The following is a 22703-nucleotide window of genomic DNA, read 5'->3' as shown; positions in this document are numbered from 1 at the left end:
CGGCAGGGGTACCGGTCAGCGGTCGAGTGCCGGGATGATCTCCGCGCCGTACGCGTCGATCGTCGCTTCCTGCGCGTCGTGCATGGCGTACACGGCGAACTGGTCCACCCCCAGCTCGCGCAGCGCCTTCAGCTTCTCGATGTGCGCCTCGGCCGGGCCGAGCAGGCAGAACCGGTCGACGATCTCGTCGGGGACGAAGTCCGTGGACGGGTTGCCGGCCCGCCCGTGGTGGCTGTAGTCGTAGCCGTGCCGTTCCTTGATGTACGACGTCAGCGCCTCGGGGACCAGGTCCGAGTGCTCGCCGTAGCGGGCGACCAGGTCCGCGACGTGGTTGCCGACCATGCCGCCGAACCAGCGGCACTGCTCGCGGGCGTGCGCCGGGTCGTCGCCGACGTACGCCGGAGCGGCGACGCAGACGGTGACGGAGCCGGGGTCGCGCCCCGCCTCCGCGGCCGCGGCGCGTACGGCCTTCACCATCCACTCGGTCAGGTACGGGTCGGCGAGCTGGAGGATGAAGCCGTCGGCCTTCCGTCCGGCGAGGGCGAGCGCCTTCGGCCCGTACGCCGCCATCCAGACGGGCAGTTCCCCGTCCCGCACCCACGGGATCCGCAGCGGCTGCCCGTCGACCTCGGCCTCGCGCCCCTCGGCGAGGTCGCGGATCACGTCGATCGCCTCGCCCAGGCGGGCCAGCGTGCCGGGTCTGCGTCCGGCGACGCGCATCGCGGAGTCGCCGCGGCCGATGCCGCAGACGGTGCGGTTGCCGAACATGTCGTTGAGGGTGGCGAAGGTGGAGGCGGTGACCTCCCAGGTGCGGGTGCCCGGGTTGGTGACCATCGGGCCGACCTTCAACCCGGTGGTGTTGGCCAGGATCTGGCTGTAGATCACGAACGGCTCCTGCCACAGTACGGCGGAGTCGAAGGTCCAGCCGTGGGTGAAGCCGCACCGCTCGGCGCGCTTCATCAGGTCGATGACCCGCGAGGCCGGCGGGTCGGTCTGCAGAACGAGTCCGAAGTCCATGAGCACCGCTCCTAGTCGAGGTACTGACAGGTGGACCGCGGGGTGTAGACGCCGTGCCCGGCGCGGCCGGTGTACTCCCGCTCGGTGATGACGGGTTCGCCGCGCGAGAGGACGGTCTCGACGCGGCCGGTGACCCGCTTGCCCTCGTAGGCCGAGTAGTCGACGTTCATGTGGTGGGTCCCGGCGGACATGACCTGCTCGGCGTGCGGGTCGTAGATCACGACGTCGGCGTCGGCGCCCGGCGCGAGGGTGCCCTTCTTCGGGTACAGGCCGAACATCCGGGCCGGGGTGGCGCAGGCGATCTCGATCCAGCGGCGCCGGGAGATGTGCCCGTCGAGGACGGCCTGGTGCAGCAGGTCCATGCGGTTCTCGACGCCCGGCAGACCGTTGGGGATCTTGGAGAAGTCGCCCCGGCCGAGCTCCTTCTGCCCGGCGAAGCAGAAGGGGCAGTGGTCGGTGGAGACCACCTGCAGGTCGTTGGTGCGCAGGCCCCTCCACAGGTGCGCCTGGTGTTCACGCGGCCTCAGCGGCGTGCTGCACACGTACTTGGCGCCCTCGAAGTCCGGCTCGGCGAGGTTGTCCGCGGACAGGAACAGGTACTGCGGGCAGGTCTCGCCGAAGACGTGTCGGCCCTCGTCGCGGGCCCGGGCCAGCTCGGCGACGGCTTCCCCCGCGGAGACGTGCACGATGTACAGCGGGGCGCCCGCGACCTGCGCGAGCCGGATGGCGCGGTGGGTGGCCTCGGCCTCCAGCAGGGCCTTGCGGACCTCGCCGTGGTGGCGCGGGTCGGTCTCGCCGCGGGCCAGCGCCTGCTCGACGAGCACGTCGATGGCGATGCCGTTCTCGGCGTGCATCATGATCAGCCCGCCGTTCTCGGCGGAGCGCTGCATGGCGCGCAGGATCTGGCCGTCGTCGGAGTAGAAAACCCCCGGGTACGCCATGAACTGCTTGAAGGACGTGACCCCTTCTTCCACCAGGAGGTCCATTTCCTTCAGCGTCTCGGCGTTCACGTCCGAGACGATCATGTGGAAGCCGTAGTCGATGGCGCACTTGCCCTCGGCCTTGGCGTGCCAGGCGTCCAGGCCCTCGCGCAGGGAGTGGCCGACGCTCTGCACGGCGAAGTCGACGACGGTGGTGGTGCCGCCCCAGGCGGCGGCCCGGGTGCCGGTCTCGAAGGTGTCGGAGGCGAAGGTGCCCCCGAAGGGCAGCTCCATGTGGGTGTGGACGTCGACGCCGCCCGGGATGACGTACTTCCCGGTGGCGTCGATGGCCCGGTCGGCGGTGAAGGCCCCGGCGGCCGGGGTGCCGGAGGCGGCGAGGGCGGCGATGCGGCCGTCCTCGATCAGGACGTCGGCGTGGACCTCGTCGGAGGCGGTGACGACGAGGCCACCACGGATGACGGTACGGCTGCTCATGCTGCTCCCTCTCCTGCCGTGGTCGGTGCTGTCAGGGCGCGGTCAGCGGCGCGTAGGCACCGGGCGCCCGGGCGCGGTGGAACCGTCGGCGGTCGCGGACCTCGCGCGGCTCGGCCGGGTCCGGGGCGCGCACGACGCGTTCGGTCTCCTTGTCGCTCGCCACCTCGCCGACGGACCGGTCCGCGGGGCCGACGAAGTGGCTGGTGCCGGAGAAGTCGTCGCCGCCGAGGTCCTCGGCGCCGACCCGGTTGATCGCGCCGACGAGGTACTCGACGGCGACGGCCGCCGCCGGGGCTGCTCCCGTCGCCACAGGTGGCCGAAGAGCCCCCGCGAGGTCGCCGACGGGGTGGAGGCGGTCTCGGCGCCCGCGAGCCCCGGCGCCCGCCGGCCCTCCGGGAAGTGGCGGGTCATGGCAGCGTCCTCCTGGTCGGTGGACCGCTACGGGATGCTCCGCAGAGCGCGTTCGAGGATCGCGGCGCCCTCCTCGGCCTCCGCGACGTTGAGGGTGAGCGGCGGGGCGATGCGCAGGGCGCTGGTGTCGTGCCCGCCGCCCTTGCCGATGAGCAGACCGCCCGCGCGGGCCGCCTCGAGGACGGCGGACACCGCCTCGGGGTACGCCTCGTCGGTGCCGGGCTTCGTCAGCTCGATGCCGATCATCAGTCCGCGCCCGCGCACCTCCCGTACCGCCGGGACCTGGGCGGCGACGGCCCGCAGCCGCTGGATGAGCAGCCCGCCGACCCGGCGGGCGTTGCCCTGGAGGTCGTGTTCCAGCAGGTAGGTGAGGTTGGCCAGGCCCGCCGCCATGGTGATCTGGGTGCCGCCGAACGTCGAGATGCTGTGGGCGTCCAGGCAGTTCATGATCTCGGAGCGGGCGATGACGCCGCCGATGGACATGCCGTTGCCGATGCCCTTGGCGAAGGTCACGATGTCGGGCGGGCCGTTGCGGCCGTGCGCCTGCCAGCCCCAGAAGTGTTCGCCGGTGCGGCCCCAGCCGGTCTGCACCTCGTCGGCGATCCACAGGACGCCCCGTTCGTGCAGCACCTCGCGGAAGGCCGCGTACAGCCCGTCGGGCGGCGAGGTGAAGCCGCCGACGCCCTGGATCGGCTCGGCGATCAGCGCGGCGGGCGGGCGCGTGTGCCCCAGCAGGTCCTTCAGGTCGTCGACGCAGGCCGCGACGAAGTCGTGGTCGTCGAGGGAGGCGAACGGGCCGCGGGTGCGCACGCCGCCGTGGACGTACAGGGTCTGCAGCGGGGACAGCGAGGTCGGGGACCAGCCGCGGTTGCCGGTGATGCCGACGGCGCTGAAGGAGCGGCCGTGGTAGCTGTTGCGCATCGCCAGGACCGTGTTGGTGCGCCGGTAGGTGGTGGCGAGCAGCAGGGCGGTGTCGTTGGCCTCGGTGCCGGAGGTGGTGAAGAACACCCGGGCGTCCGGGATGCCGCTCAAGTGGACGATGCGTTCGGCGAGTTCCACCATCGGCCGGTTGAGGTAGAGGGTGGAGGAGTGCAGGATCCGCCCGGCCTGCTCGCCGACCGCCTTGGTCACCTCGGGCAGGGCGTGGGCGGTCATGGTGGTGAGGATGCCGCCGAAGAAGTCGAGGTAGCGGTTGCCGTCGGAGTCCCAGACGTGGCGGCCCTCGCCGTGGGTGATCTCGAGGGGCTCGTCGTAGTAGAGGGCGAGCCAGTCCGGGAGCACGGAGCGGTGGCGGCCCAGCAGGTCGTCGGTCACGGCTGCACCAGCCCTTCGTAGGCGTCGGGGCGGCGGTCGCGGTAGAAGGCCCACTGCTGCCGCACTTCCTCGATGAGGTCGAAGTCCAGGTCCCGGACCACGAGTTCCTCCTTGCTGTCGCTGGCGACGTCACCGACGAACTGCCCGCGCGGATCGACGAAGTACGAGGTCCCGTAGAAGTCGTTGTCCCCGTACTCCTCCTGGCCCACGCGGTTGATCGCGGCGACGAAGTACTCGTTGGCGACGGCCGCCGCCGGCTGCTCCAGCCGCCACAGGTGGGACGACAGACCGCGGTGCGTGGCGGACGGGTTGTACACCAACTGGGCCCCGTTGATGCCGAGTTGCCGCCATCCCTCGGGGAAGTGGCGGTCGTAGCAGATGTAGACGCCGACCTTGCCGACGGCGGTGTCGAAGACCGGCCAGCCGAGGTTGCCGGGCCGGAAGTAGAACTTCTCCCAGAAGCCCTTGACCTGCGGGATGTGGTGCTTGCGGTACTTGCCGAGGACGGTGCCGTCGGCGTCGATCACCGCGGCGGTGTTGTAGTAGAAGCCCGACTGCTCGACCTCGAACACCGGCACGACGACCACCATGCCGGTCTCGCGGGCCAGGTCCCGCATCCGCCGGACGGTCGGCCCGTCGGGCACGGGTTCGGCCCAGCGGTAGTGCTCGGGGTCCTGGACCTGGCAGAAGTAGGGGGAGTTGAAGACTTCCTGGAAACCGATGATCCTCGCGCCCTGCCGGGCCGCCTCACGGGCGTGCTCCTCGTGCTTCGCCAGCATGGACTCGGTGTCGCCGGTCCAGGTGGCCTGGACCAGAGCGGCACGTACGACGTTGGCCATGAGCTGCTCCTTCGACGCGACGTCAGCGCCTCTACGCCCGTAGAAACGGTCGTAGAGGGACGAACGTATGCCTCTCGGGCGGCCTTGCCAAGACCATCGTCGTCGAGACCGCGGAGTCGATCTCGTTTCACACCCCGGTGGGTGAGTCGTGGTGCCGGTGGGGAGGGCGGGACGCCTGCGGCGCCCCGTCGACGCCGCGGGCGGACCCGCCGCCGGCGCCCCGCACCCCGGCCCGCCGGGCGGGCCCTAGGCGGCGGCCGACGCGCCCGGAACGTCCGGGGCGCTCGGCGCGCAGCGCCCCGCCAGCTCGTCCATCGACAGGCCGAGCACGCCGACCAGCGCGGCCACGGTGAAGAACGCCGGGGTCGGGGCCCGCCCGGTCTCGATCTTCCGGAGGGTCTCCGGGGAGATCCCGGCGCGCGCCGCGACCTCCGTCATGCTGCGGTCGCCGCGCGCCTCGCGCAGCAGCCGGCCGAGCCGCTCGCCGCGTTCGCGCTCTTCGGGGGTCAAGGGGGTGCGCACCATGGCACCCATTCTAATACCGGTATAGTAATTGGCATGGTGGAGCTGAAGACCGACACATCGATCGACGCCATGCACACGGCGGGCCGGGTCGTCGCGAACGCGCTGACGGCCGTACGGAAAGCCGCGGACGTGGGCGTCTCCCTGCTGGAACTGGACGAGGTGGCACGGGAGGTGCTGCGCGGGGCGGGCGCGACCTCGCCCTTCCTGGGCTACCGGCCCTCCTTCGCGCCGACGCCCTTCCCCGCCGTGCTCTGCGTCTCCGTCAACGACGCGATCGTGCACGGCGTCCCGAACGACTACCGGCTGCGCGACGGGGACCTGGTCTCCGCCGACTTCGGCGCCGAGCTGGGCGGCTGGGTCGGCGACTCCGCCGTCAGTTTCACCGTGGGCACCGCGCGCCCGGCCGACGTACGGCTGATCGAGACCGTCGAACGGGCCCTCGCGGCGGGGATCGGGGCGGCCGTCGTCGGCAACCGCATCGGCGACATCGCCCACGCCGTCGGCACGGTGTGCCGTGCGGCGGGCTACGGCATCCCGGACGGCTTCGGGGGTCACGGCATCGGCCGCCGCATGCACGAGGACCCGGCCGTGCCGAACGAGGGCCGGCCGGGCCGGGGCATGCCCCTGCGGCACGGCATGGTCCTCGCCATCGAGCCCATGGTCATCGGCGGCGGCACCGACGGCTTCCACGCGGCGCCGGACGGCTGGACGCTCCGCACGGACGACGGATCCCGCGCGGCCCACGCGGAACACACCGTGGCGATCACACGGGCGGGACCGCGCGTCCTCACCGCGCGCGAAGCCGACTGAGCGCGCCCGTCGGCTCCCCCTCGGGCCGCCGCACCGATCCCGGTGCGGCGGCCCGAGGGGGAGCCGTTGCGCGGCCTTCCCGGACATGCCCGCCGGAACGGAACGTGTCATCGTGGCATGAGCGAGCCCGGACCGGGTTACCCGTCCCCGGCACGTCCACCAGCGAAGGAACGGATGACGATGACGAGTGGTTTCATCGGCCCGGAGGGTGATCCTTTCGCAGAATTCCTCGCGCGCTTCTTCGGCGGACCTCGCCCTCGCCAGATCGACCTCGGCAGGCTGCTCAGCCAGCCGGCCCGGGAACTGGTGCGCGGCGCCGCCCAGTACGCCGCCGAGCACGGCAGCCGGGACCTGGACACCCAGCACCTGCTGCGCGCCGCCCTCGCCGCCGAGCCGACCCGGAGTCTGCTCAGCCGGGCGGGCGCGGACCCCGACTCCCTGGCGTCGCAGATCGACGACCGCTCGGGACCGGTCCAGTACGGGCCCGGTGACGCCCCGCCGCCGACCTCGCTGTCCCTGACCCCCGCCGTCAAACGGGCCCTGCTGGACGCCCACGAGATGGCCCGGGCCAGCGGCACCGGCTACATCGGCCCGGAGCACGTGCTCAGCGCCCTGGCCGCCAACCCCGACTCGGCCGCCGGGCACATCCTCAACGCGGCCCGGTTCACGCCCTCCGGCCCGCCGGAGGCACCGGAGGCCGCGCCGCCCCGCGTCGAACGGCCGCGCCCCGCGACGGGCACGCCGACCCTGGACAAGTACGGCCGCGACCTCACCGAGCTGGCCCGCGAGGGCCGCATCGACCCGGTGATCGGACGGGAGCAGGAGATCGAGCAGACCGTCGAGGTGCTCTCCCGGCGCGGCAAGAACAACCCGGTGCTGATCGGTGACGCGGGCGTCGGCAAGACGGCCGTCGTGGAGGGACTGGCCCAGCGGATCGCCGAGGGGGACGTGCCCGACGTGCTCCTCGGACGGCGGGTGGTCGCCCTGGACCTGACGGGCGTGGTCGCCGGGACCCGCTACCGGGGTGACTTCGAGGAGCGGATGAACTCCATCGTCGAGGAGATCCGCGCCCACTCCGACCGGTTGATCATCTTCATCGACGAGCTGCACACCGTCGTCGGTGCCGGGGGCGGCGGCGAGAGCGGCTCGCTGGACGCCGGCAACATCCTCAAGCCGGCCCTGGCCCGCGGCGAGCTGCACATCGTGGGCGCGACCACGCTGGAGGAGTACCGCCGGATCGAGAAGGACGCGGCGCTGGCCCGCCGCTTCCAGCCGATCCTGGTGCCGGAGCCGACCCCCGCCGACACGATCGAGATCCTGCGCGGGCTGGTGGACCGGTACGAGGCCCACCACCAGGTCCGCTACACCGACGAGGCGCTGGTGGCGGCCGTGGAGCTGTCCGACCGCCATCTGAGCGAGCGCCGCCTGCCGGACAAGGCCATCGACCTCATCGACCAGGCCGGCGCCCGGGTACGGCTGCGGTCCCGCACCAAGGGCACCGACGTACGGGCCATGGAGCAGGAGGTCGAGCAGCTGACCCGCGACAAGGACCAGGCGGTCGCCGACGAGCAGTACGAACAGGCCACGCAGTTGCGGGACCGCATCGTGGAACTGAAGCAGCGGATCGCCCAGGCCGACGAGGACGGCGAGGTGGACGAGGGGCAGAGCCTGTGGGTGGACGCCGAGGCGATCGCCGAGGTGGTGTCCCGGCAGACCGGCATCCCGGTCAGCCGCCTCACCGAGGAGGAGAAGGACCGGCTGCTGGGCCTGGAGCAGCACCTGCACCGGCGGGTGGTCGGCCAGGACGAGGCGGTGCGCGTCGTCTCGGACGCGGTGCTGCGCTCCCGCGCGGGCCTGGCCAGCCCCGACCGGCCGATCGGCAGCTTCCTGTTCCTCGGGCCGACCGGCGTCGGCAAGACGGAGCTGGCCCGGGCGCTCGCCGAGGCGCTGTTCGGCAGCGAGGACCGGATGGTGCGCCTGGACATGAGCGAGTACCAGGAGCGGCACACGGTCAGCCGGCTGGTCGGCGCCCCGCCCGGGTACGTGGGGCACGAGGAGGCCGGGCAGCTGACCGAGGTGGTGCGCCGGCACCCGTACTCGCTGCTCCTGCTCGACGAGGTGGAGAAGGCGCACCCGGACGTCTTCAACATCCTGCTCCAGGTCCTCGACGACGGCCGGCTGACCGACGCGCAGGGCCGGACGGTGGACTTCACCCACACCGTCATCGTGATGACCAGCAACCTCGGCTCCGAGGTGATCACCCGGCGCGGAGCGACGCTGGGCTTCGCGTCCGGCGGCGCGGACGCGGACGAGGAGGCGCGGCGCGAACAGGTCATGCGGCCGCTGCGGGAGCACTTCCGGCCCGAGTTCCTCAACCGGATCGACGAGATCGTGGTCTTCCGCCAGCTGACCGCCCGGGAACTGCGGCAGATCACCGACCTGCTGCTGGAGGGCACCCGGCGCGGGCTGAAGGGCCAGGGGATCTCGGCCGAGTTCACCGACGCGGCCGTGGACTGGCTGGCCGAGCGCGGCTACCAGCCCGAGTACGGCGCCCGGCCGCTGCGCCGCACCATCCAGCGGGAGGTCGACAACCAGCTCTCCCGGCTGCTCCTGGACGGCCGGGTCCGGGAGGGCGGCCGGGTGACGGTGGACGCGCAGGACGGCAGGCTCGTCTTCCGCACCCAGGAGACGCCGACCGCCGAGCTGTGAACGGGCACACGGAGCGGCGCCCCGGAGAATTCGCCGGGGCGCCGCTCCGTGTGCACGGACGGTGGCCGCTGCGCGCGGGGACGCCTACCGCGCCGGATGCACCACCATCGCCGAGCCGCCGCCCCGGCGGACCTTCTCCGCCGCCGCGAGCCACCGGCCGCCCGGCAGGCGCTGGACGCCCGTGGTCGCCCCGATCTCCGGGTTCTCCCGGAACGCGTGCCCGACGGCCTCCAGACGCTGCCGCAGGGCGCTGTCGTACAGGCCGGGTTCGAGGTCCGTCTGCGCCGTGTTGCGCTGGCTGGCGCGCGGCGCGGCGATCGCGTCGACCAGGGGCAGTCCGCGGTCGAGGAAGCCGGTGAGGGTCTGCAGCACGGTGGTGACGATGGTGGCGCCGCCGGGCGAGCCGAGGGCCACCACCGGCCGGTCGTGCCGGTCGAGCACGATCGTCGGGGAGATCGAGGACCGGGGCCGCTTGCCGGGGCCCGGCAGGTTCGGGTCGTGCACGGCCGGGTTCGCCGGGGCGAAGGAGAAGTCGGTCAGCTCGTTGTTGAGCAGGAACCCGCGGCCGGGCACGGTGATGCCGCTGCCCCCGGTCTGCTCGATGGTGAGGGTGTAGGCGACGACGTTGCCCCACCGGTCGGCGGTGGTGAGGTGCGTGGTGCTCTCGCCCTCGTACGTCGTCGGGGCCGCCGTGCCGCCCCTCGCGCAGGGCCGCGGGTCGCGCGGGTCGCCGGGGGCGAGCGGGCTGGTGAGGACGGCTTCGTCCTTGATCAGGCACTCGCGCGAGTCGGCGAACCGCTGCGAGAGCAGTTCCTTCGTCGGCACGTCCTCGAAGGCGGGGTCGCCGACCCAGCGCCCGCGGTCCGCGAACGCGATGCGGCTCGCCTCGATGAGGCGGTGCAGGTACCGGACGTCGCTCGCCCGGGAGAGGTCGGTCCGCTCCAGGATGTTGAGGGCCTCGCCGACCGTGGTGCCGCCGGAGGAGGACGGCGCGATGGAGTAGACGTCCAGGCCCCGGTACGAGGTCTTCGTGGGCGGCTGGAACTTGGCGCGGTAGGCGGCGAGGTCGCGGGCGGACAGGTCGCCGGGGCGGGCGTTCCAGTCGGAGCCGGGGTCCACCGGCGGCTTGTTCACCGTGTTGACGATGTCCCGTCCGATGTCGCCCCGGTACAGCGCGTCGACGCCCTTGCGGCGCAGCTCGGCGTAGGTGCGGGCCAGGTCGGGGTTCTTGAGGACGGAGCCGATGGCCGGGAGGTCGCCGCCCGGCAGGAACAGCTCGGCGGTGTCGGGGAAGTGGCGGAAGCGGGTCTCGTTGGCGGCGGTCTGCGCGCGGAAGGTCTCGTCGACGGTGAAGCCGTCGCGGGCGAGCCGCTCGGCGGGTTTCAGGACCGTCCCGAGTGTCCTGCTGCCCCAGGCGTCGAGCGCGCGCTGCCAGGTGGCGGGCGTGCCCGGGGTGCCGACGGCGAGACCGCTGCTGACGGCCTCGGCGAAGGGGATCGGCGCGCCGTTCTCCAGGAACAGCCCGGAGTCGGCGGTCAGCGGGGCGGTCTCGCGGCCGTCGAGGGTGTGCACGGTGCGGGAGCGGGCGTCGTAATAGACGAAGTAGCCGCCTCCGCCGATGCCGGCCGAGTAGGGCTCGGTGACGCCGAGCGCGGCGGCGGTGGCGACGGCCGCGTCGACGGCGTTGCCGCCCTTCCTCAGGATCTCGATCCCGACGGCGGAGGCGTCGGCGTCGACGCTGGAGACCGCGCCGCCGTACCCGGCGGCGACCGGGACCTTGGGGGTGCGGTCGTCGGGCGCGCCGTGCGGGGCGGCGGGGGGTGCCGCCGCCCCCACCGAGACCACTGCGGCGCAGACCGCCGGGACCACCAGTTTCCGAACGACAGGACGACGCATCCGCACCTCCGGTGTCAGGCCGTTCTGGCAGCTTAATCCAGTCAGCATGGCCCCGTCAGGAAACGCCCGGGGCGTGCCGCCGCGGATCTCCGGCCGCGCTCCCGGACCGGGTGTCGAACACGAGTTTGTGCGATCCCGCTACCATGCGCGCCCATGACTGATGACGTGCGCAACATCGTTCTGGGCGTGGTGGCCGCCGGCATCAGCGCCGCGTTGGGCTGGTTGGCCCGCACCTCTCTGTGGAAGCGCAGGCTCCGGCGCAAGCAGGCGTTCTTCGGACTGCCGGAGAACTCCGAGTCGCTGCTCGTCGTCAACCGCGACCCGGCCACGGCGGAGCTCGCGGTGCACCGCTTCGACGTGTTCGCGCTGCTGGAGCTGTCCGCGCTGATCAAGGACTGCGGGGCGCACGTCCGGATGGTGACGCAGGACGCGGTGCACCAGGGGTTCGGCGAGCGGACCGAGTTCTGCGTGGGCGGTCCGGGCTCGAACCGGCGGATGGTGGCCCACATGGCGGCGATGCTGCCGGGAGTGCGGGTCAACGTCGACCCGGAGCCGGGACCGGACCGGGGCGCCTTCCAGATCGGCACCGAGCGCTACCGCATGGACCCGGGCGTCACCGAGTACGTCCTGCTGGCCCGGCTGACCGCCGGTGAGGGGCGCGACACCCGGCCGGTGTTCCTGTTCTGCGGCCAGCGCGCGATCACCAACCAGGCCGCCACCCGCTATCTCGCCCGCCACCACGAGCGGCTGGCCCGCAAGCACGGTTCCGGCTCCTTCGTCCTGCTGCTGAAGGTGGTCAACTCGCAGGCGTACGGCCCCGATGTGGTCGAACTGGTCGCGGACGTGACCCGGGCGGCCCAGACCCCACTGCCCTCCCCCGCCGCTCCGCGCACCTCGCACCGGGCGCCCTGAGAGGCGCTGTGCGCCCTCGTGTCGAGCCCGCGTCGAGCGCAACCCGTCCGGCGCGCAGCTGACCTTCTCCTCGCCGGCGACGGACCCGTCCTGCGGGTCGGGTCCGTCACGCGAGCAGTGATCTCCGGCTGCCGCCGGACGGGACTGGCCGATGTGAACCGCCGCTCCCCGCGGGCCGGGGGGCGGTGGACCCCTCCCGGCGGTGGCGTCCCCGCCCCTGCGGCGAGATCCCCTCCCCCACCGGGACGGAGGGAACATCCTAGTCGAGGTCCGGACGGGCGGTCCCGCGGGCGTCATCCCGCTCAGCGCTGGAGGGGCCCGGGGAGGAAGTCCCCGCCCGTGGCGGGGCCGGCGTCCCGCGGGGCGTGCGGGTCCCCGGCGTGCTTGTCGACGTCACGCGGTCCGATCAGCGGATCGACGGCCATGCCCACCCCTGCTTGTCGTGACGGTGCGGTGGTCGCCGCACCGTATCCGTACAAGATCACCCGGGCGGCGCGACACGCACTCCCCGGCCATTAGCCGTATTTACGCCGGGCTGTTGACCGGGGACCCCCCGGGAGGACCTCACGCCTCCGCGACCTCGGCGTACAGCTGCGACAGCTCGGGCACGCCGTGGGCGGCCCATGTGTGTCCGCAGTCCACGACGTCGAACTCCCGGCCGGAGGCGAGCCGTACGACGGGCTGCCCGTCGGACCGGATCTCCCAGGCGGCCCCCGGCACGGTGCGCACGATGACGGTGCCCAGGTACAGCCCGGCGTCGTTGCCCAGCCAGGTCAGGGTCTCCTCGTCGTCCCGCCAGCCCGGCACCAGTTGGTCCAGCGCCTCCAACGAGGCCGGGGAGTCGTCCAGTCGGACGCCCGCCCGGTAGGCCTGGGAGCGCAGCAGTTCGCACTCCGCGAGGAGGTCCGCGATTCCCTCGGAGGCGGGAAACCCGATCTTCTGCCGCCGGTTGCCCAGGAAAGGGATGTTCATACCTCCAGCCTGTCATTCGTACCGCCCTCTGCACCACAGGGCGCGCGGGGCCGGACGGGCCGGTGGGAGGGCCGGGCCGGGCGGCGTGGCCGCAGGGCTACAGGTCCAGGTCCACCACGACCGGCGCGTGGTCCGAGGCGCCCTTGCCCTTGCGCTCCTCGCGGTCGACGTAGGAGTCCGTGACCGCCTTGGCGAACGGCGCGTTGCCGTACACCAGGTCGATGCGCATGCCGCGGTTCTTCGGGAAGCAGAGCTGGCGGTAGTCCCAGTACGTGAACGGGTGCTCGTACTTGAGCGGGCGCGGGACGATGTCGGACAGGCCGGTCTCGCGCAGGGAGGCCAGGGCGGCGCGCTCGGCGGGGGTGACGTGGGTCAGGCCCTCGAAGGCGGCCCGGTCGTAGACGTCGTCGTCGGTCGGGGCCACGTTGTAGTCGCCCAGGACCGCGAAGGGGCGCTCCCCCGCCGCGTCGCCGGCCACGGCCGCCTTCAGGGCCTCGAACCACTGGAGCTTGTACGCGTAGTGGGGGTGGTCCACCTCCCGGCCGTTGGGCACGTAGACCGACCAGACGCGGACCGGGCCGCAGGTGGCGGAGACGGCGCGCGGTTCCTCGGAGCCCTCGTAGCCGGGGTCGCCGGGCAGGCCCTTGACGACGTCCTCGAGGCCGACGCGGGAGAGCAGCGCCACGCCGTTCCACCGGCCGGTGGCGTTCACCGCCGACTCGTAGCCCAGCTCGCGCAGTTCCTCGAACGGGAACCTGTCCTCGGCGACCTTGGCCTCCTGGAGGCACAGCACGTCCGTGCCGCTGCTCTCCAGCCAGGCCAGGAGCCTCGGCAGGCGGGCGGTGATCGAGTTCACGTTCCAGGTCGCGATGCGCATGCCCCACAACCTACCCGGCCCCTGTGACACCCCTCGACCGAAGCTCGCGGACTCACAGGCGGGCCGACGCCCCGGGCGCGAGCCGCAGGTGCTCACAGCCGCCGAGGGCGCCGATCTGGCGGTCGTAGATCGGGCGGGCGAGGTCGGTGAGCAGGGCGTCGTGGACGTCGTAGGCGCGTTGCGGCCGGACCTCGCGGACGTAGTCGATGACCTCCGAGATCTTGTTCCAGGGGGCCATGACGGGCAGCATCAGCGTCTCGACCGGGTGGTCGGGGACGGTGAGCGCGTCACCGGGGTGGAAGAGCTTCCCGTCGACGAGGTAGCCCACGTTGGTGACGCGCGGGATGTCCGGGTGGATCACCGCGTGCAGTTCGCCGTGGACCTGGACGTCGAAGCCCGCGGCGGTGAAGGTGTCGCCGTGGCCGACGGTGTGCACCCGGCCGGGGAACGCCGCCGAGATCCGCTCCGCGACCGATTTCAGGGTCCAGATCTCGGCGGCCGGGTCGGCCTCCAGGGCGGTGCGCAGCCGGCCCTCGTCGAAGTGGTCGGGGTGCTCGTGCGTGACCAGGACGGCGTCCGCGCCGAGGGCCGCGTCCTCCTCGCTGAACCCGCCGGGGTCGAGGACGAGGGTGCGGCCGTCCTTCTCCAGGCGGACGCAGGAGTGCGACTTCTTCGTGAGCTTCATGTTCCCATCCTGCCCCGGGGCCCGTCGCCGGGCAGGGCGCCGGGGGTCCCCGGGAACCGCTCCGGGATCACTCCGGGGGCGTGGTCTCCTCGCGGACCACCTGCTGGGCCACCCGGAACGCGCTGTTCGCCGCCGGCACGCCGCAGTACACGGCCGCCTGGAGCAGCACCTCCTTGATCTCGTCCGGGGTGAGGCCGTTGCGCAGGGCGGCCCGGGTGTGGGAGGCGAGGTCCTCCAGGTGGCCGCCGGCGACCAGGGCGGTGAGGGCGACGCAGCTGCGGGTGCGCCGGTCGAGCCCGGGCCGGTCCCAGACCTCGCCCCAGGCGTAACGGGTGACGAACTCCTGGTACTCGCCCGAGAACGCGTCGGCCCGGGCCAGCACCCCGTCGACGTGTGCGTCGCCCAGCACCTCCCGGCGGACCTTGATCCCGGTGTCGTACGGGTCGGGTCTGCCCTGTGCCTCCGGCGCCGCGGCGGGCGGGGCGATCTCGGCGACGGGAGCGGGCTGCGGCGGGACGACGGCCGGCGCCGGTGCGGCCGCCGCGGGCAGGACGGTGTGGCCGGTGGCGGTCTCGAACCCGGGCTGCCAGGCGGTGGAGAAGTGCCTCACCAGCAGGTCGGTGACGGCGGCGGGCTGCTCCACCGGCACCAGGTGGGAGGCGCCCGGTACGACGGCGAGCCGGGCGTCCGGGACCCCGGCGACCAGGGTGCGCGCCTCGGCGGGGCCGGTGACCTGGTCCTCCGAGCCCACCAGCACCAGGGTCGGCACGCCGATGCTGCCGAGTTCGGGACGCACGTCGAAGGAGGCCAGCGCCTCGCAGGCGGCGATGTAGCAGCCGGGATCGGTGGTGCGCACCATCTGCACGGCCCACTCGGTGATCGCGGGCTGGGCGGCGGCGAACCCGCCGGTGAACCACCGGTCCGGCGCGGAGCGGGCGATGGGGTCGAGCCCGTTGGTGCGCACGACGACCCCGCGCTGGCGGAACTCGTCCGCCGTGCCGAAGCGGGGCGAGGCGGCGATCAGCGCGAGGGAGGCGAGGCGCTCGGGGTGGCGCAGGGCCAGCTCGATGCCGACGGCGCCGCCGAGCGCGCAGCCCGCGTAGCCGAAGCGCTGCACGCCGAGGCCGTCGAGGGTGGCGAGCAGCCGCGCGGCGAGGTCGGCGACCGAGCTCGCGGGGTACGCGGGGGCACCGCCGTGTCCCGGCAGGTCGAACCGGAAGACCCGCCACTGCCTGGTCAGCTCGGGGATCTGCCGGTCCCACATGTGCCATGTCGTGCCCAGCGAGGGACCCAGGATCAGGACTGGGGCTTCTTCGGGCCCGTCAAAGCGGTATTGCAGGGTGTTCGGTGGTGTCTCGCTCACCCGTCCGACCCTCTCATGTCTCACGAGGTCTCACATGGCCGGGACGACCCTAGCGGCTCTCGCCCCGCTCGCCACGCCGGGTGCCGGTGCCGCCGCGGTCCCCGGGGGCGCGGGTACGTGTGCTCCGGCGCGTTCTCCGGCGGGTGCGCGGGGTCGTGCCGGCCGTGGCCCGCCCGGGCCCTCGCGGGATCCCGCCCGCCGGCAGCCCGGCTGCGGGGCCGTTCCCGCCCTGCCGGCCGCACGACTCGGCGGGCCGCCCTTCCCGTGGGCCGCCCGGCCCGCGACCACCCTTCCTTCACAACTCCGCGCGCATCGAATCGGGTTGTGGCGGTTGCGCGGAGATTCCCCGCGGGCGGCCGGCGACCGTCCCGGAGGAGCCCCGAGGGGCGGGCCTTCCTTCTCCCGGGACACACCACCGGGCCGCGACGCCGGGCCGCCGGTGCCGGACCGGCGGAGTCCCGGGACGCCCCGATCGAAGTTTTCCGAACCGCCCTCGGTCAAACGGTCGTTCCCCGGCGCAAGTGTTCGGTCATTAGGGGCCACCCCCGGAAACACACGCTCTCGCGCCGGTGCCGCCCGCCTACGGTGCCACCACCGGGCCAGGGGGACCTCCGCCCCGTCGAGCCGGTGCAACCGACGCAACGACCGAAGAGGGAAACAGTCATGGCGAGTGTGGAAGTGTCGCTGAAGGAAATCATGACCGCCGTCGAAGGGGCCCTCGGAGCGGCCGTCGTCGACTACTCCAGCGGCATGGCCCTGGGAACGCTGGGCGGGGGCAAGGAACTGGACCTCACCGTCGCGGCGGCCGGCAACACGGATGTCATCCGGGCCAAGGTGCGCACCATGGAGATGCTGGGCCTGACGAGCCAGATCGAGGACATCCTCATCACGCTCGGCAGCCAGTACCACCTCATCCGGCTGGTCACCGGCCGGAACGGCAACGGCCTGTTCCTGTACCTCGTGCTCGACAAGTCCCGGTCGAACCTGGCGATGGCCCGCCACCAGCTCAAGCGGATCGAAGAGAACCTGGAAGTGTGAACGCCCCGACGCCGGGCCGACGTGCGCCCATGATGTGAAGACTTCTTCAAGTCGCCACATCAACATCATCCCAATCCGTGGGTGCGCGCCGCGCCGAGCGAGAAGGATCGGCCCCGCAGGCACATCGTGCGGCGGCGCGTCTGCCGGGGCGCCGCCGCACCCCGGAGAACGTCCCCGATGCGGCAGGGAGCGCGCACCCATGCAAGTCCCCCTCTACCAGGCCAAGGCGGAGTTCTTCCGCATGCTGGGGCACCCCGTGCGCATCAGGGTTCTGGAGCTGCTGCAGCACGGGCCCGTCCCGGTGCGGGACCTGCTCGCCGACATCGACATCGAGCCGTCCAGCCTCTCGCAGCAACTGGCCGTCCTGCGGAGGTCCGGCATCGTCGTCTCGATCCGGGAGGGCTCCACCGTCCGGTACGCCCTCGCCGGCGGCGACGTCGCCGAACTGCTCCGCGCGGCCCGCCGGATCCTCACCGAACTGCTGGCCGGACAGAGCGAACTCCTGGCCGAGCTCCGGCAGACCGACTCCCCCGTGCCGTCGGTCCCCAGGAGCAGGCGGGGCTGAGGAGGCCTCCGCGCCGTGCACCGCGCGCTCCGCGGGGAAGACCCCCCATGACCCCGTGAGCGCGGCGCCGCCTGCGCGTCACGGGGGGCCGGGGTGGCTCGGGCGCGGGACGGACGCGCCCCCGCACCCCCGGTGATCCCGTTTCACCCCATCAGGTCCAAGAAGCGGTTTTCCCTGGCCCCTGCACCTTTCGCCCTCGATGATTCAGTCACGGCGTGCGGCTCCGCGAAGACATCGCACCAGGGTGCTCCGGTGTGCCCGCGCCCCGCAGGCGAAGCGACGAGCAGGGGACAGGAGGGGGGCGGGATGCACCTGACTCCGCATGAGCAGGAACGTCTGTTGGTGCACGTGGCGGCGGATGTCGCCCGCGGGCGCCGTGAGCGCGGGCTGCTGCTGAACTATCCCGAGGCCATGGCGCTGTTGACGGTGCACGTCTACGAGGAGGCGCGGGCCGGAGCGACGGTCGACTCGGTGATGGAGTCCGGACGCCGCGTGCTGCGGCGCGACGAGGTCATGGACGGCGTACCGGAGATGATCTCCAACGTCCAGGTCGAGGCGACGTTCCCCGACGGGACGAAGCTGGTGACCCTGCACGACCCGTTCGACGAGCCGGACGGCGAGGTGACCGTGCATCCGGGCAAGCAGGAGCTGCTCCCGGACGACAAGAAGCACCGGATTCCCTTCAACGGGGACCGCAAGAGCGTGAAACTGCTCGTGAGCAACCCGTCGGACCGCCCGGTGCAGGTCGGCTCCCACTTCCACTTCGCCGAGGTCAACGAGGAGCTCTCCTTCGACCGCGAGAAGGCGCACGGCATGCGGCTGCACATCGCCTCCGGCACCTCGGAGCGGTTCGAGCCCGGTGACGAGCGCACCGTCCGGCTGGTCCCCCTCGCGGGCGACCGCATCGTCGAGGGCCTGCAGGCCGGCAAGACCGAACGGGAGAAGCGCCTTGACGCACGATGACACCGAGCGGCCGTGGGACCCGCTGAAGCGGTCCCGGTACGCCGACCTCTACGGCCCCACGACCGGCGACCGGGTGCGGCTCGCCGACACCGACCTCGTCCTGCGGATCGACGCGGACTGGTGCGGCGGTCCCGGCCGCAGCGGCGACGAGATGATCTTCGGTGGCGGGAAGGTGATCCGCGAGTCGATGGGGCAGTCGCACATCCCGCGCGACGACCGGCGGGAGCCGGTGGACACCGTGATCACCGGTGCGCTGATCCTGGACCACTGGGGTGTGGTGAAGGCCGACGTCGGTCTGCGCGACGGCCGGATCCGGGCGATCGGCAAAGCGTACAACCCCGAGACGATGTCGTCCCGGCCGCACGACGACGCGCGCGCCTCGCACTTCGTCGTCGGGCCCGAGACGGAGGTGATCTCCGGCAACGGGCGGATCCTGACCGCCGGCGGGGTCGACACCCACGTGCACTTCCTGTGCCCCGGCCAGATCCACGAAGCGCTCGCGTCGGGCGTGACGACGCTGATCGGTGGCGGCACCGGACCGGCGGAGGGCAGCACGGCCACCACCGTCACCCCGGGGAAGTGGCACATCCAGCGGACGTTCGAGGCGCTCGACGCGTATCCGGTGAACATCGGGCTGCTCGCCAAGGGCAGCACGGTGTCGGAGAAGGCGCTGCGGGACCAGGTGGCCGCCGGCGCCCTCGGGTTCAAGATCCACGAGGACTGGGGGGCCACGCCCGCGGTGATCGACGCGGCGCTGAAGGTCTGCGACGAGACCGGCGTCCAGGTCGCCCTGCACGCCGACTCGCTGAACGAGTCCGGGTTCGTGCGCCACACGCTCGCCGCGACCGGGAAGCGCCGCACGACCAAGGACGTCAAGTACCGCAGTCTGCACGTCTTCCACGTCGAGGGCGCCGGCGGCGGTCACGCGCCCGACATGATCAGCCTGGTCGGCGAGCCCAGCGTGCTGCCCGCCTCGACGAACCCGACCCGCCCCCTGACGGTCAACACCGTCAAGGAGCACGTCGACATGATGATCGTGTGCCACCACCTCAACCCGGAGATCGCGGCGGACATGGCGTTCGCCGACTCGCGCATCCGGCCCTCCACCATGGCCGCCGAGGACCTGCTGCACGACATGGGTGCCATCTCGATGATGTCCTCCGACGCGCAGGCCATGGGCCGCATCGGTGAGATGATCATGCGGACCTGGCAGACCGCCCACGTCATGAAGACCCGTTACGGGCACCTGCGCGAGGACGACGCCGACGCGGACAACTTCCGGGCCCGCCGCTACATCGCCAAGTACACGATCAACCCGGCCCTCACCCACGGCATCGGCCACGAGGTCGGCTCCGTCGAGACCGGCAAGCTCGCGGACCTGGTGCTGTGGGAGCCCAAGTTCTTCGGGGTGAAACCGCACATGGTCCTCAAGGGCGGTCAGATCGCCTACGCGCAGATCGGTGACGCGAACGCCTCGATCCCGACCCCGCAGCCGTTCCTGCCCCGGCCGGTGTGGGGAGCCAGCGGTCGGGCGCCGGGCAGCAACTCCTTCAACTTCGTGTCGGAACCGGCCGTGGACGGCGAGCTGTCCCGGATCGGACTGCTCAAGCCGCTCCGCGCGATCACCTCCACCCGCGACGTGACCAAGGCCGACATGATCCACAACGACGGCCTGCCCGAGATCGTCATCGACCCCGACACCTTCGACGTCACCATCGGCGGCGCCACCACGTCGGACGTGCGCACCACGGTGGACGGACAACCGGTCGGGCGGCACTACGCCACGGAACTCCCCCTGGCCCAGCGGTACTTCCTCTTCTGATCCCCCGTCCGTCCGATCCGTCCGTCCGGCCCTTCCGTCCGGCCCTTCCGTCCGGGCCGGACCCCTGACACGAAAGGCGGGCCCGTCCCCCATGAGCCGCTCCGCCCTGCTCGTCCTGGCCGACGGCCGTTTCCCCGCCGGCGGGCACGCCCATTCCGGTGGGGTGGAGGCCGCCGTCGCGTCCGGAGGCGTGCACGACACCGCGAGCCTGGAGGCGTTCTGCCGCGGACGTCTGCACACCGCCGGACTGACGGCGGCCGGCCTCGCCGCCGCGGCGGCGACCGGACACGACGCCCTGGCCCTGGACGAGGCCGCCGACATCCGCACCCCCGTGCCGGCGCTGCGGCACGTCGCGCGCCGGCTCGGCCGGCAGATGATGCGCGCCGCCCGCGCCACCTGGCCCTGCGCCGGCCTCGACCACCTCGCCCGCCACCGGCCGCGGGGAGCCCACCAACCGGTCGTCCTCGGCGTCGCGGCCCGCGCCGCCGGGCTCAGCCCCCTCGATGCCGCGCACGCCGCCGTGTACGAGAGCGTCGGCGGACCGGCGGCCGCCGCGGTACGGCTGCTGAGCCTCGACCCGTTCGACGCCACCGCGGTACTGGCCCGGCTCACCGGCGACCTCGACGAGGTCGCCGGGGCCGCGGCCGACGCGGCGGCGCGCGTCGCGACGGCCGGCGTCGGCGTCCTGCCCGCCGCCTCCGCCCCCCTGCTGGACATCACCGGCGAACAGCACGCGGCCTGGACCGTACGCCTCTTCGCCTCCTGAAACCCCTACGCGCCACCGGAGTCACCGTGCATCTCGACCCTCCCGTGACCATGCCGCACCGCCACACCCACAGCGCCGACCCGCGGCGCCCGGACGGCGGCCACCGCGCCCTGCGGATCGGCTTCGGCGGACCGGTCGGCTCGGGCAAGACCGCGACCGTCGCCGCACTGTGCCGCACCCTGCGCGACCGGCTGTCCCTCGCCGTCGTCACCAACGACATCTACACCCAGGAGGACGCCGCCTTCCTGCGCCGCGAGGCCGTGCTGCCGCCGGAACGGATCACCGCGGTGGAGACCGGCGCGTGCCCGCACACCGCGATCCGCGACGACATCTCCGCCAACCTCGAAGCGGTCGAACACCTCGAGCAGACCCTGCACCCCCTGGACCTGATCCTCATCGAGTCCGGGGGCGACAACCTCACCGCCACCTTCTCCCGCGGCCTCGTCGACACTCAGGTCTTCGTGATCGACGTGGCCAGTGGCGACGACATCCCGCGCAAGGGCGGCCCCGGCATCACCACCTCCGATCTGCTCGTGATCAACAAGACCGACCTCGCGCCGCACGTCGGAGCCGATCTGGACGCCATGAGGGCCGACACGCGGCGGCAGCGCAAGGACCTGCCGTTCGCGTTCACGAGCCTCACCGCACCCGACGGGATCCGCCCCGTCGCCGACTGGGTCACCGGGTGCCTGGACGCGTGGCGTGCCGGGGCCGCCGGATGAGCCGCGCCGCACGGCTGCCGACCGCGGCGCAGGCGCCGGCCGACGACCGGGGGAAGGCCGGTGACGCGGCGGACGGCCACCGGACGGCCCGGACCGGCCCGCGGCGCGAGGAACGGCCGGCCGTCGTCGCCCCCCGCGTCGAGGGCCCCGCGCCCGAGACCCCCGCCGGCCCCCACCCCGCCGGGGTCCGCGCCACCGCCCGGATCCGGACCAGGCACAACGGCCACACCACGATGGTCCCGCTCCTGCACAGCGACGGCCCCTTCCACCTGCGTCGGCTGCAGTCCCGCGGACCGTGGGCACGGGTCGGCGTGATCGGCGCGATGAGCGCGCCCCTGGGCGGGGACAGACTCGCACTCGACATCACCGCGGAGGCACGGACCCGGCTCGAAGTGACCACGGCGGCCGCCACCATCGCCCTGCGCGGCTCCACCGCCGACCCCGCCACCTACGACGTACGGCTCGCCGTCGGCCCGCACGCCTGCCTGAACTGGCTGCCCCAGCCGCTGATCAGCACCCGGGGCAGCACCCTGCGGCAGACGTTCGACGTGGACCTCGCCTCCACCTCCCGTCTGCTCCTGCGGGAGGAACAGGTCCTCGGCCGCACCGCGGAGCCACCGGGCCTCCTCTCCACCCGCCTGACCGTGCGGCGCGACGGGCGGGCGATCCTCGACCAGCACACCGTCCACGGCGACCCGGCAACGGCGTGGAACGGCCCCGCCGTCCTCGGCGGTCACCGCGCGACCGGACAACTCCTCATCGTCGGCCCCGAGTTGGACACCGGCCGGAAACCCCTCGTCCTCGGCGACGGCCCGGCGGAGGGGTACGCGGTCATGGCCCCGCTCGCCGACGCCCCGGCGCTGCTGACCACCGCCGTCGCACCGACACCCGACCGTCTGCGCCGCCTCCTCGACGCGGCTCTCGCCCACGCCTCCGACACGTCACCGGTACCCGCCTCCGGCGGTTCACGGCACCCCCCGGACGCGGCCGCGGGGCCCGCACCGGCCGCGGGGGACGGTCGGAGCCCCCTCCCCGAGTGCCCGGGGGTGTGAAACCGCGGTCGCGGATCACCCGGGGACCGA

General features: G+C 72.9%; 21 protein-coding genes and 1 pseudogene. 10 read left to right on the top strand and 12 right to left on the bottom strand.

Annotated elements, in window-relative coordinates:
- Positions 1–15 precede the first annotated feature (15 nt).
- The 6 genes and pseudogenes from CP969_RS30625 to CP969_RS30600 all read right to left on the bottom strand — a co-directional run bounded on the left by CP969_RS30625 (position 16) and on the right by CP969_RS30600 (position 5521).
- Positions 16–1017: a TIGR03842 family LLM class F420-dependent oxidoreductase gene (locus tag CP969_RS30625; protein ID WP_016823930.1), complete on the bottom strand. Its 1002-nt coding sequence runs from the start codon at positions 1015–1017 to the stop codon at positions 16–18.
- Positions 1018–1028: 11 nt separating this feature from the next.
- Positions 1029–2432: a dihydropyrimidinase gene (hydA, locus tag CP969_RS30620; RefSeq protein WP_016823931.1), complete on the bottom strand. Its 1404-nt coding sequence runs from the start codon at positions 2430–2432 to the stop codon at positions 1029–1031.
- Between the two features lie 31 nt (positions 2433–2463).
- Positions 2464–2837: pseudogene (locus CP969_RS30615) on the bottom strand (acyltransferase); the annotation flags it as partial.
- A 33-nt stretch (positions 2838–2870) separates the two neighbouring features.
- A complete protein-coding gene (locus CP969_RS30610; RefSeq protein ID WP_016823933.1) occupies positions 2871–4157 on the bottom strand; it encodes an aspartate aminotransferase family protein in 1287 nt (428 codons plus the stop codon).
- Positions 4154–4996, bottom strand: a complete 843-nt coding sequence (locus CP969_RS30605) for a nitrilase-related carbon-nitrogen hydrolase (RefSeq protein WP_016823934.1) — start codon at positions 4994–4996, stop codon at positions 4154–4156. Before CP969_RS30605 ends, CP969_RS30610 begins: the two co-directional genes overlap by 4 nt.
- 246 nt (positions 4997–5242) lie before the next feature.
- A complete protein-coding gene (locus CP969_RS30600; protein ID WP_026084748.1) occupies positions 5243–5521 on the bottom strand; it encodes a helix-turn-helix domain-containing protein in 279 nt (92 codons plus the stop codon).
- Positions 5522–5554: 33 nt separating this feature from the next.
- On the opposite strand from CP969_RS30600, the gene map reads away from it, so the two are divergent.
- Positions 5555–6331 carry a type I methionyl aminopeptidase gene (map, locus tag CP969_RS30595; protein WP_004981285.1) on the top strand — a complete coding sequence of 259 codons (777 nt, stop codon included), beginning with the start codon at positions 5555–5557 and terminating at the stop codon, positions 6329–6331.
- A gap of 180 nt (positions 6332–6511) precedes the next feature.
- The gene (locus CP969_RS30590) at positions 6512–9040 is read left to right on the top strand and encodes an ATP-dependent Clp protease ATP-binding subunit (RefSeq protein ID WP_026084749.1); all 2529 of its coding nucleotides are present in this window, start codon (positions 6512–6514) and stop codon (positions 9038–9040) included.
- An 84-nt stretch (positions 9041–9124) separates the two neighbouring features.
- On the opposite strand, the gene ggt is transcribed toward CP969_RS30590, so the two are convergent.
- Positions 9125–10936 carry a gamma-glutamyltransferase gene (gene ggt, locus CP969_RS30585; RefSeq protein ID WP_026084750.1) on the bottom strand — a complete coding sequence of 604 codons (1812 nt, stop codon included), beginning with the start codon at positions 10934–10936 and terminating at the stop codon, positions 9125–9127.
- A 153-nt stretch (positions 10937–11089) separates the two neighbouring features.
- Between ggt and CP969_RS30580 the strand changes: the two genes are divergently transcribed.
- Positions 11090–11848 carry a hypothetical protein gene (locus CP969_RS30580; protein WP_026084751.1) on the top strand — a complete coding sequence of 253 codons (759 nt, stop codon included), beginning with the start codon at positions 11090–11092 and terminating at the stop codon, positions 11846–11848.
- 302 nt (positions 11849–12150) lie between these two features.
- Here the strand turns inward: CP969_RS30580 and CP969_RS34325 are convergent, their stop codons facing one another.
- The 5 genes from CP969_RS34325 to pcaDC form a co-directional block, all read right to left on the bottom strand.
- On the bottom strand, positions 12151–12273 hold the full coding sequence (locus CP969_RS34325; protein ID WP_263407163.1) for a hypothetical protein: 123 nt from the start codon (positions 12271–12273) through the stop codon (positions 12151–12153).
- A gap of 139 nt (positions 12274–12412) precedes the next feature.
- Entirely contained in the window at positions 12413–12820 is a 408-nt protein-coding gene (locus tag CP969_RS30570) for a DUF6278 family protein (RefSeq protein ID WP_004981295.1), read from the bottom strand.
- 97 nt (positions 12821–12917) lie between these two features.
- Positions 12918–13697, bottom strand: a complete 780-nt coding sequence (locus CP969_RS30565) for an exodeoxyribonuclease III (RefSeq protein WP_004981297.1) — start codon at positions 13695–13697, stop codon at positions 12918–12920.
- 52 nt (positions 13698–13749) lie between these two features.
- Positions 13750–14382 (bottom strand): MBL fold metallo-hydrolase, encoded by a 633-nt coding sequence (locus tag CP969_RS30560; RefSeq protein ID WP_004981299.1) that lies wholly within the window; start codon positions 14380–14382, stop codon positions 13750–13752.
- Between the two features lie 67 nt (positions 14383–14449).
- Entirely contained in the window at positions 14450–15745 is a 1296-nt protein-coding gene (gene pcaDC, locus CP969_RS30555; RefSeq protein WP_004981300.1) for a bifunctional 3-oxoadipate enol-lactonase/4-carboxymuconolactone decarboxylase PcaDC, read from the bottom strand.
- Between the two features lie 663 nt (positions 15746–16408).
- On the opposite strand from pcaDC, the gene CP969_RS30550 reads away from it, so the two are divergent.
- The 7 genes from CP969_RS30550 to CP969_RS30520 all read left to right on the top strand — a co-directional run bounded on the left by CP969_RS30550 (position 16409) and on the right by CP969_RS30520 (position 22673).
- Positions 16409–16783, top strand: a complete 375-nt coding sequence (locus CP969_RS30550) for a hypothetical protein (RefSeq protein ID WP_016823939.1) — start codon at positions 16409–16411, stop codon at positions 16781–16783.
- Positions 16784–16982: 199 nt separating this feature from the next.
- A complete protein-coding gene (locus CP969_RS30545) occupies positions 16983–17348 on the top strand; it encodes an ArsR/SmtB family transcription factor (RefSeq protein ID WP_004981306.1) in 366 nt (121 codons plus the stop codon).
- A 306-nt stretch (positions 17349–17654) separates the two neighbouring features.
- Positions 17655–18311 carry an urease subunit gamma gene (locus tag CP969_RS30540; protein ID WP_016823940.1) on the top strand — a complete coding sequence of 219 codons (657 nt, stop codon included), beginning with the start codon at positions 17655–17657 and terminating at the stop codon, positions 18309–18311.
- The gene (locus CP969_RS30535) at positions 18298–20133 is read left to right on the top strand and encodes an urease subunit alpha (RefSeq protein WP_016823941.1); all 1836 of its coding nucleotides are present in this window, start codon (positions 18298–18300) and stop codon (positions 20131–20133) included. Before CP969_RS30540 ends, CP969_RS30535 begins: the two co-directional genes overlap by 14 nt.
- A 91-nt stretch (positions 20134–20224) precedes the next feature.
- Positions 20225–20899, top strand: a complete 675-nt coding sequence (locus tag CP969_RS30530) for an urease accessory protein UreF (RefSeq protein ID WP_004981309.1) — start codon at positions 20225–20227, stop codon at positions 20897–20899.
- A gap of 26 nt (positions 20900–20925) precedes the next feature.
- Positions 20926–21621 carry an urease accessory protein UreG gene (ureG, locus tag CP969_RS30525; protein WP_004981313.1) on the top strand — a complete coding sequence of 232 codons (696 nt, stop codon included), beginning with the start codon at positions 20926–20928 and terminating at the stop codon, positions 21619–21621.
- Positions 21618–22673 carry an urease accessory protein UreD gene (locus CP969_RS30520; RefSeq protein ID WP_223887128.1) on the top strand — a complete coding sequence of 352 codons (1056 nt, stop codon included), beginning with the start codon at positions 21618–21620 and terminating at the stop codon, positions 22671–22673. Before ureG ends, CP969_RS30520 begins: the two co-directional genes overlap by 4 nt.
- The last annotated feature ends 30 nt before the right edge of the window (positions 22674–22703 follow it).

The sequence above is a fragment of the Streptomyces viridosporus T7A genome, from assembly GCF_008704515.1.
GTDB classification, from domain to species: domain Bacteria; phylum Actinomycetota; class Actinomycetes; order Streptomycetales; family Streptomycetaceae; genus Streptomyces; species Streptomyces viridosporus.
Note: the sequence above shows the minus strand (reverse complement) of the source record. Positions and strands in the feature narration are given on the sequence as shown.

Bases quoted from the DNA above. Each gene is read 5' to 3' on its own strand.
- CP969_RS30625 (WP_016823930.1), bottom strand. From the start codon at position 1,017: ATGGACTTCGGACTCGTTCTGCAGACCGACCCGCCGGCCTCGCGGGTC.
- hydA (WP_016823931.1), bottom strand. From the start codon at position 2,432: ATGAGCAGCCGTACCGTCATCCGTGGTGGCCTCGTCGTCACCGCCTCC.
- CP969_RS30605 (WP_016823934.1), bottom strand. From the start codon at position 4,996: ATGGCCAACGTCGTACGTGCCGCTCTGGTCCAGGCCACCTGGACCGGC.
- CP969_RS30600 (WP_026084748.1), bottom strand. From the start codon at position 5,521: ATGGTGCGCACCCCCTTGACCCCCGAAGAGCGCGAACGCGGCGAGCGG.
- map (WP_004981285.1), top strand. From the start codon at position 5,555: ATGGTGGAGCTGAAGACCGACACATCGATCGACGCCATGCACACGGCG.
- CP969_RS30590 (WP_026084749.1), top strand. From the start codon at position 6,512: ATGACGAGTGGTTTCATCGGCCCGGAGGGTGATCCTTTCGCAGAATTC.
- ggt (WP_026084750.1), bottom strand. From the start codon at position 10,936: ATGCGTCGTCCTGTCGTTCGGAAACTGGTGGTCCCGGCGGTCTGCGCC.
- CP969_RS30580 (WP_026084751.1), top strand. From the start codon at position 11,090: ATGACTGATGACGTGCGCAACATCGTTCTGGGCGTGGTGGCCGCCGGC.
- CP969_RS34325 (WP_263407163.1), bottom strand. From the start codon at position 12,273: ATGGCCGTCGATCCGCTGATCGGACCGCGTGACGTCGACAAGCACGCC.
- CP969_RS30570 (WP_004981295.1), bottom strand. From the start codon at position 12,820: ATGAACATCCCTTTCCTGGGCAACCGGCGGCAGAAGATCGGGTTTCCC.
- CP969_RS30565 (WP_004981297.1), bottom strand. From the start codon at position 13,697: ATGCGCATCGCGACCTGGAACGTGAACTCGATCACCGCCCGCCTGCCG.
- CP969_RS30560 (WP_004981299.1), bottom strand. From the start codon at position 14,382: ATGAAGCTCACGAAGAAGTCGCACTCCTGCGTCCGCCTGGAGAAGGAC.
- CP969_RS30550 (WP_016823939.1), top strand. From the start codon at position 16,409: ATGGCGAGTGTGGAAGTGTCGCTGAAGGAAATCATGACCGCCGTCGAA.
- CP969_RS30545 (WP_004981306.1), top strand. From the start codon at position 16,983: ATGCAAGTCCCCCTCTACCAGGCCAAGGCGGAGTTCTTCCGCATGCTG.
- CP969_RS30540 (WP_016823940.1), top strand. From the start codon at position 17,655: ATGCACCTGACTCCGCATGAGCAGGAACGTCTGTTGGTGCACGTGGCG.
- CP969_RS30530 (WP_004981309.1), top strand. From the start codon at position 20,225: ATGAGCCGCTCCGCCCTGCTCGTCCTGGCCGACGGCCGTTTCCCCGCC.
- CP969_RS30520 (WP_223887128.1), top strand. From the start codon at position 21,618: ATGAGCCGCGCCGCACGGCTGCCGACCGCGGCGCAGGCGCCGGCCGAC.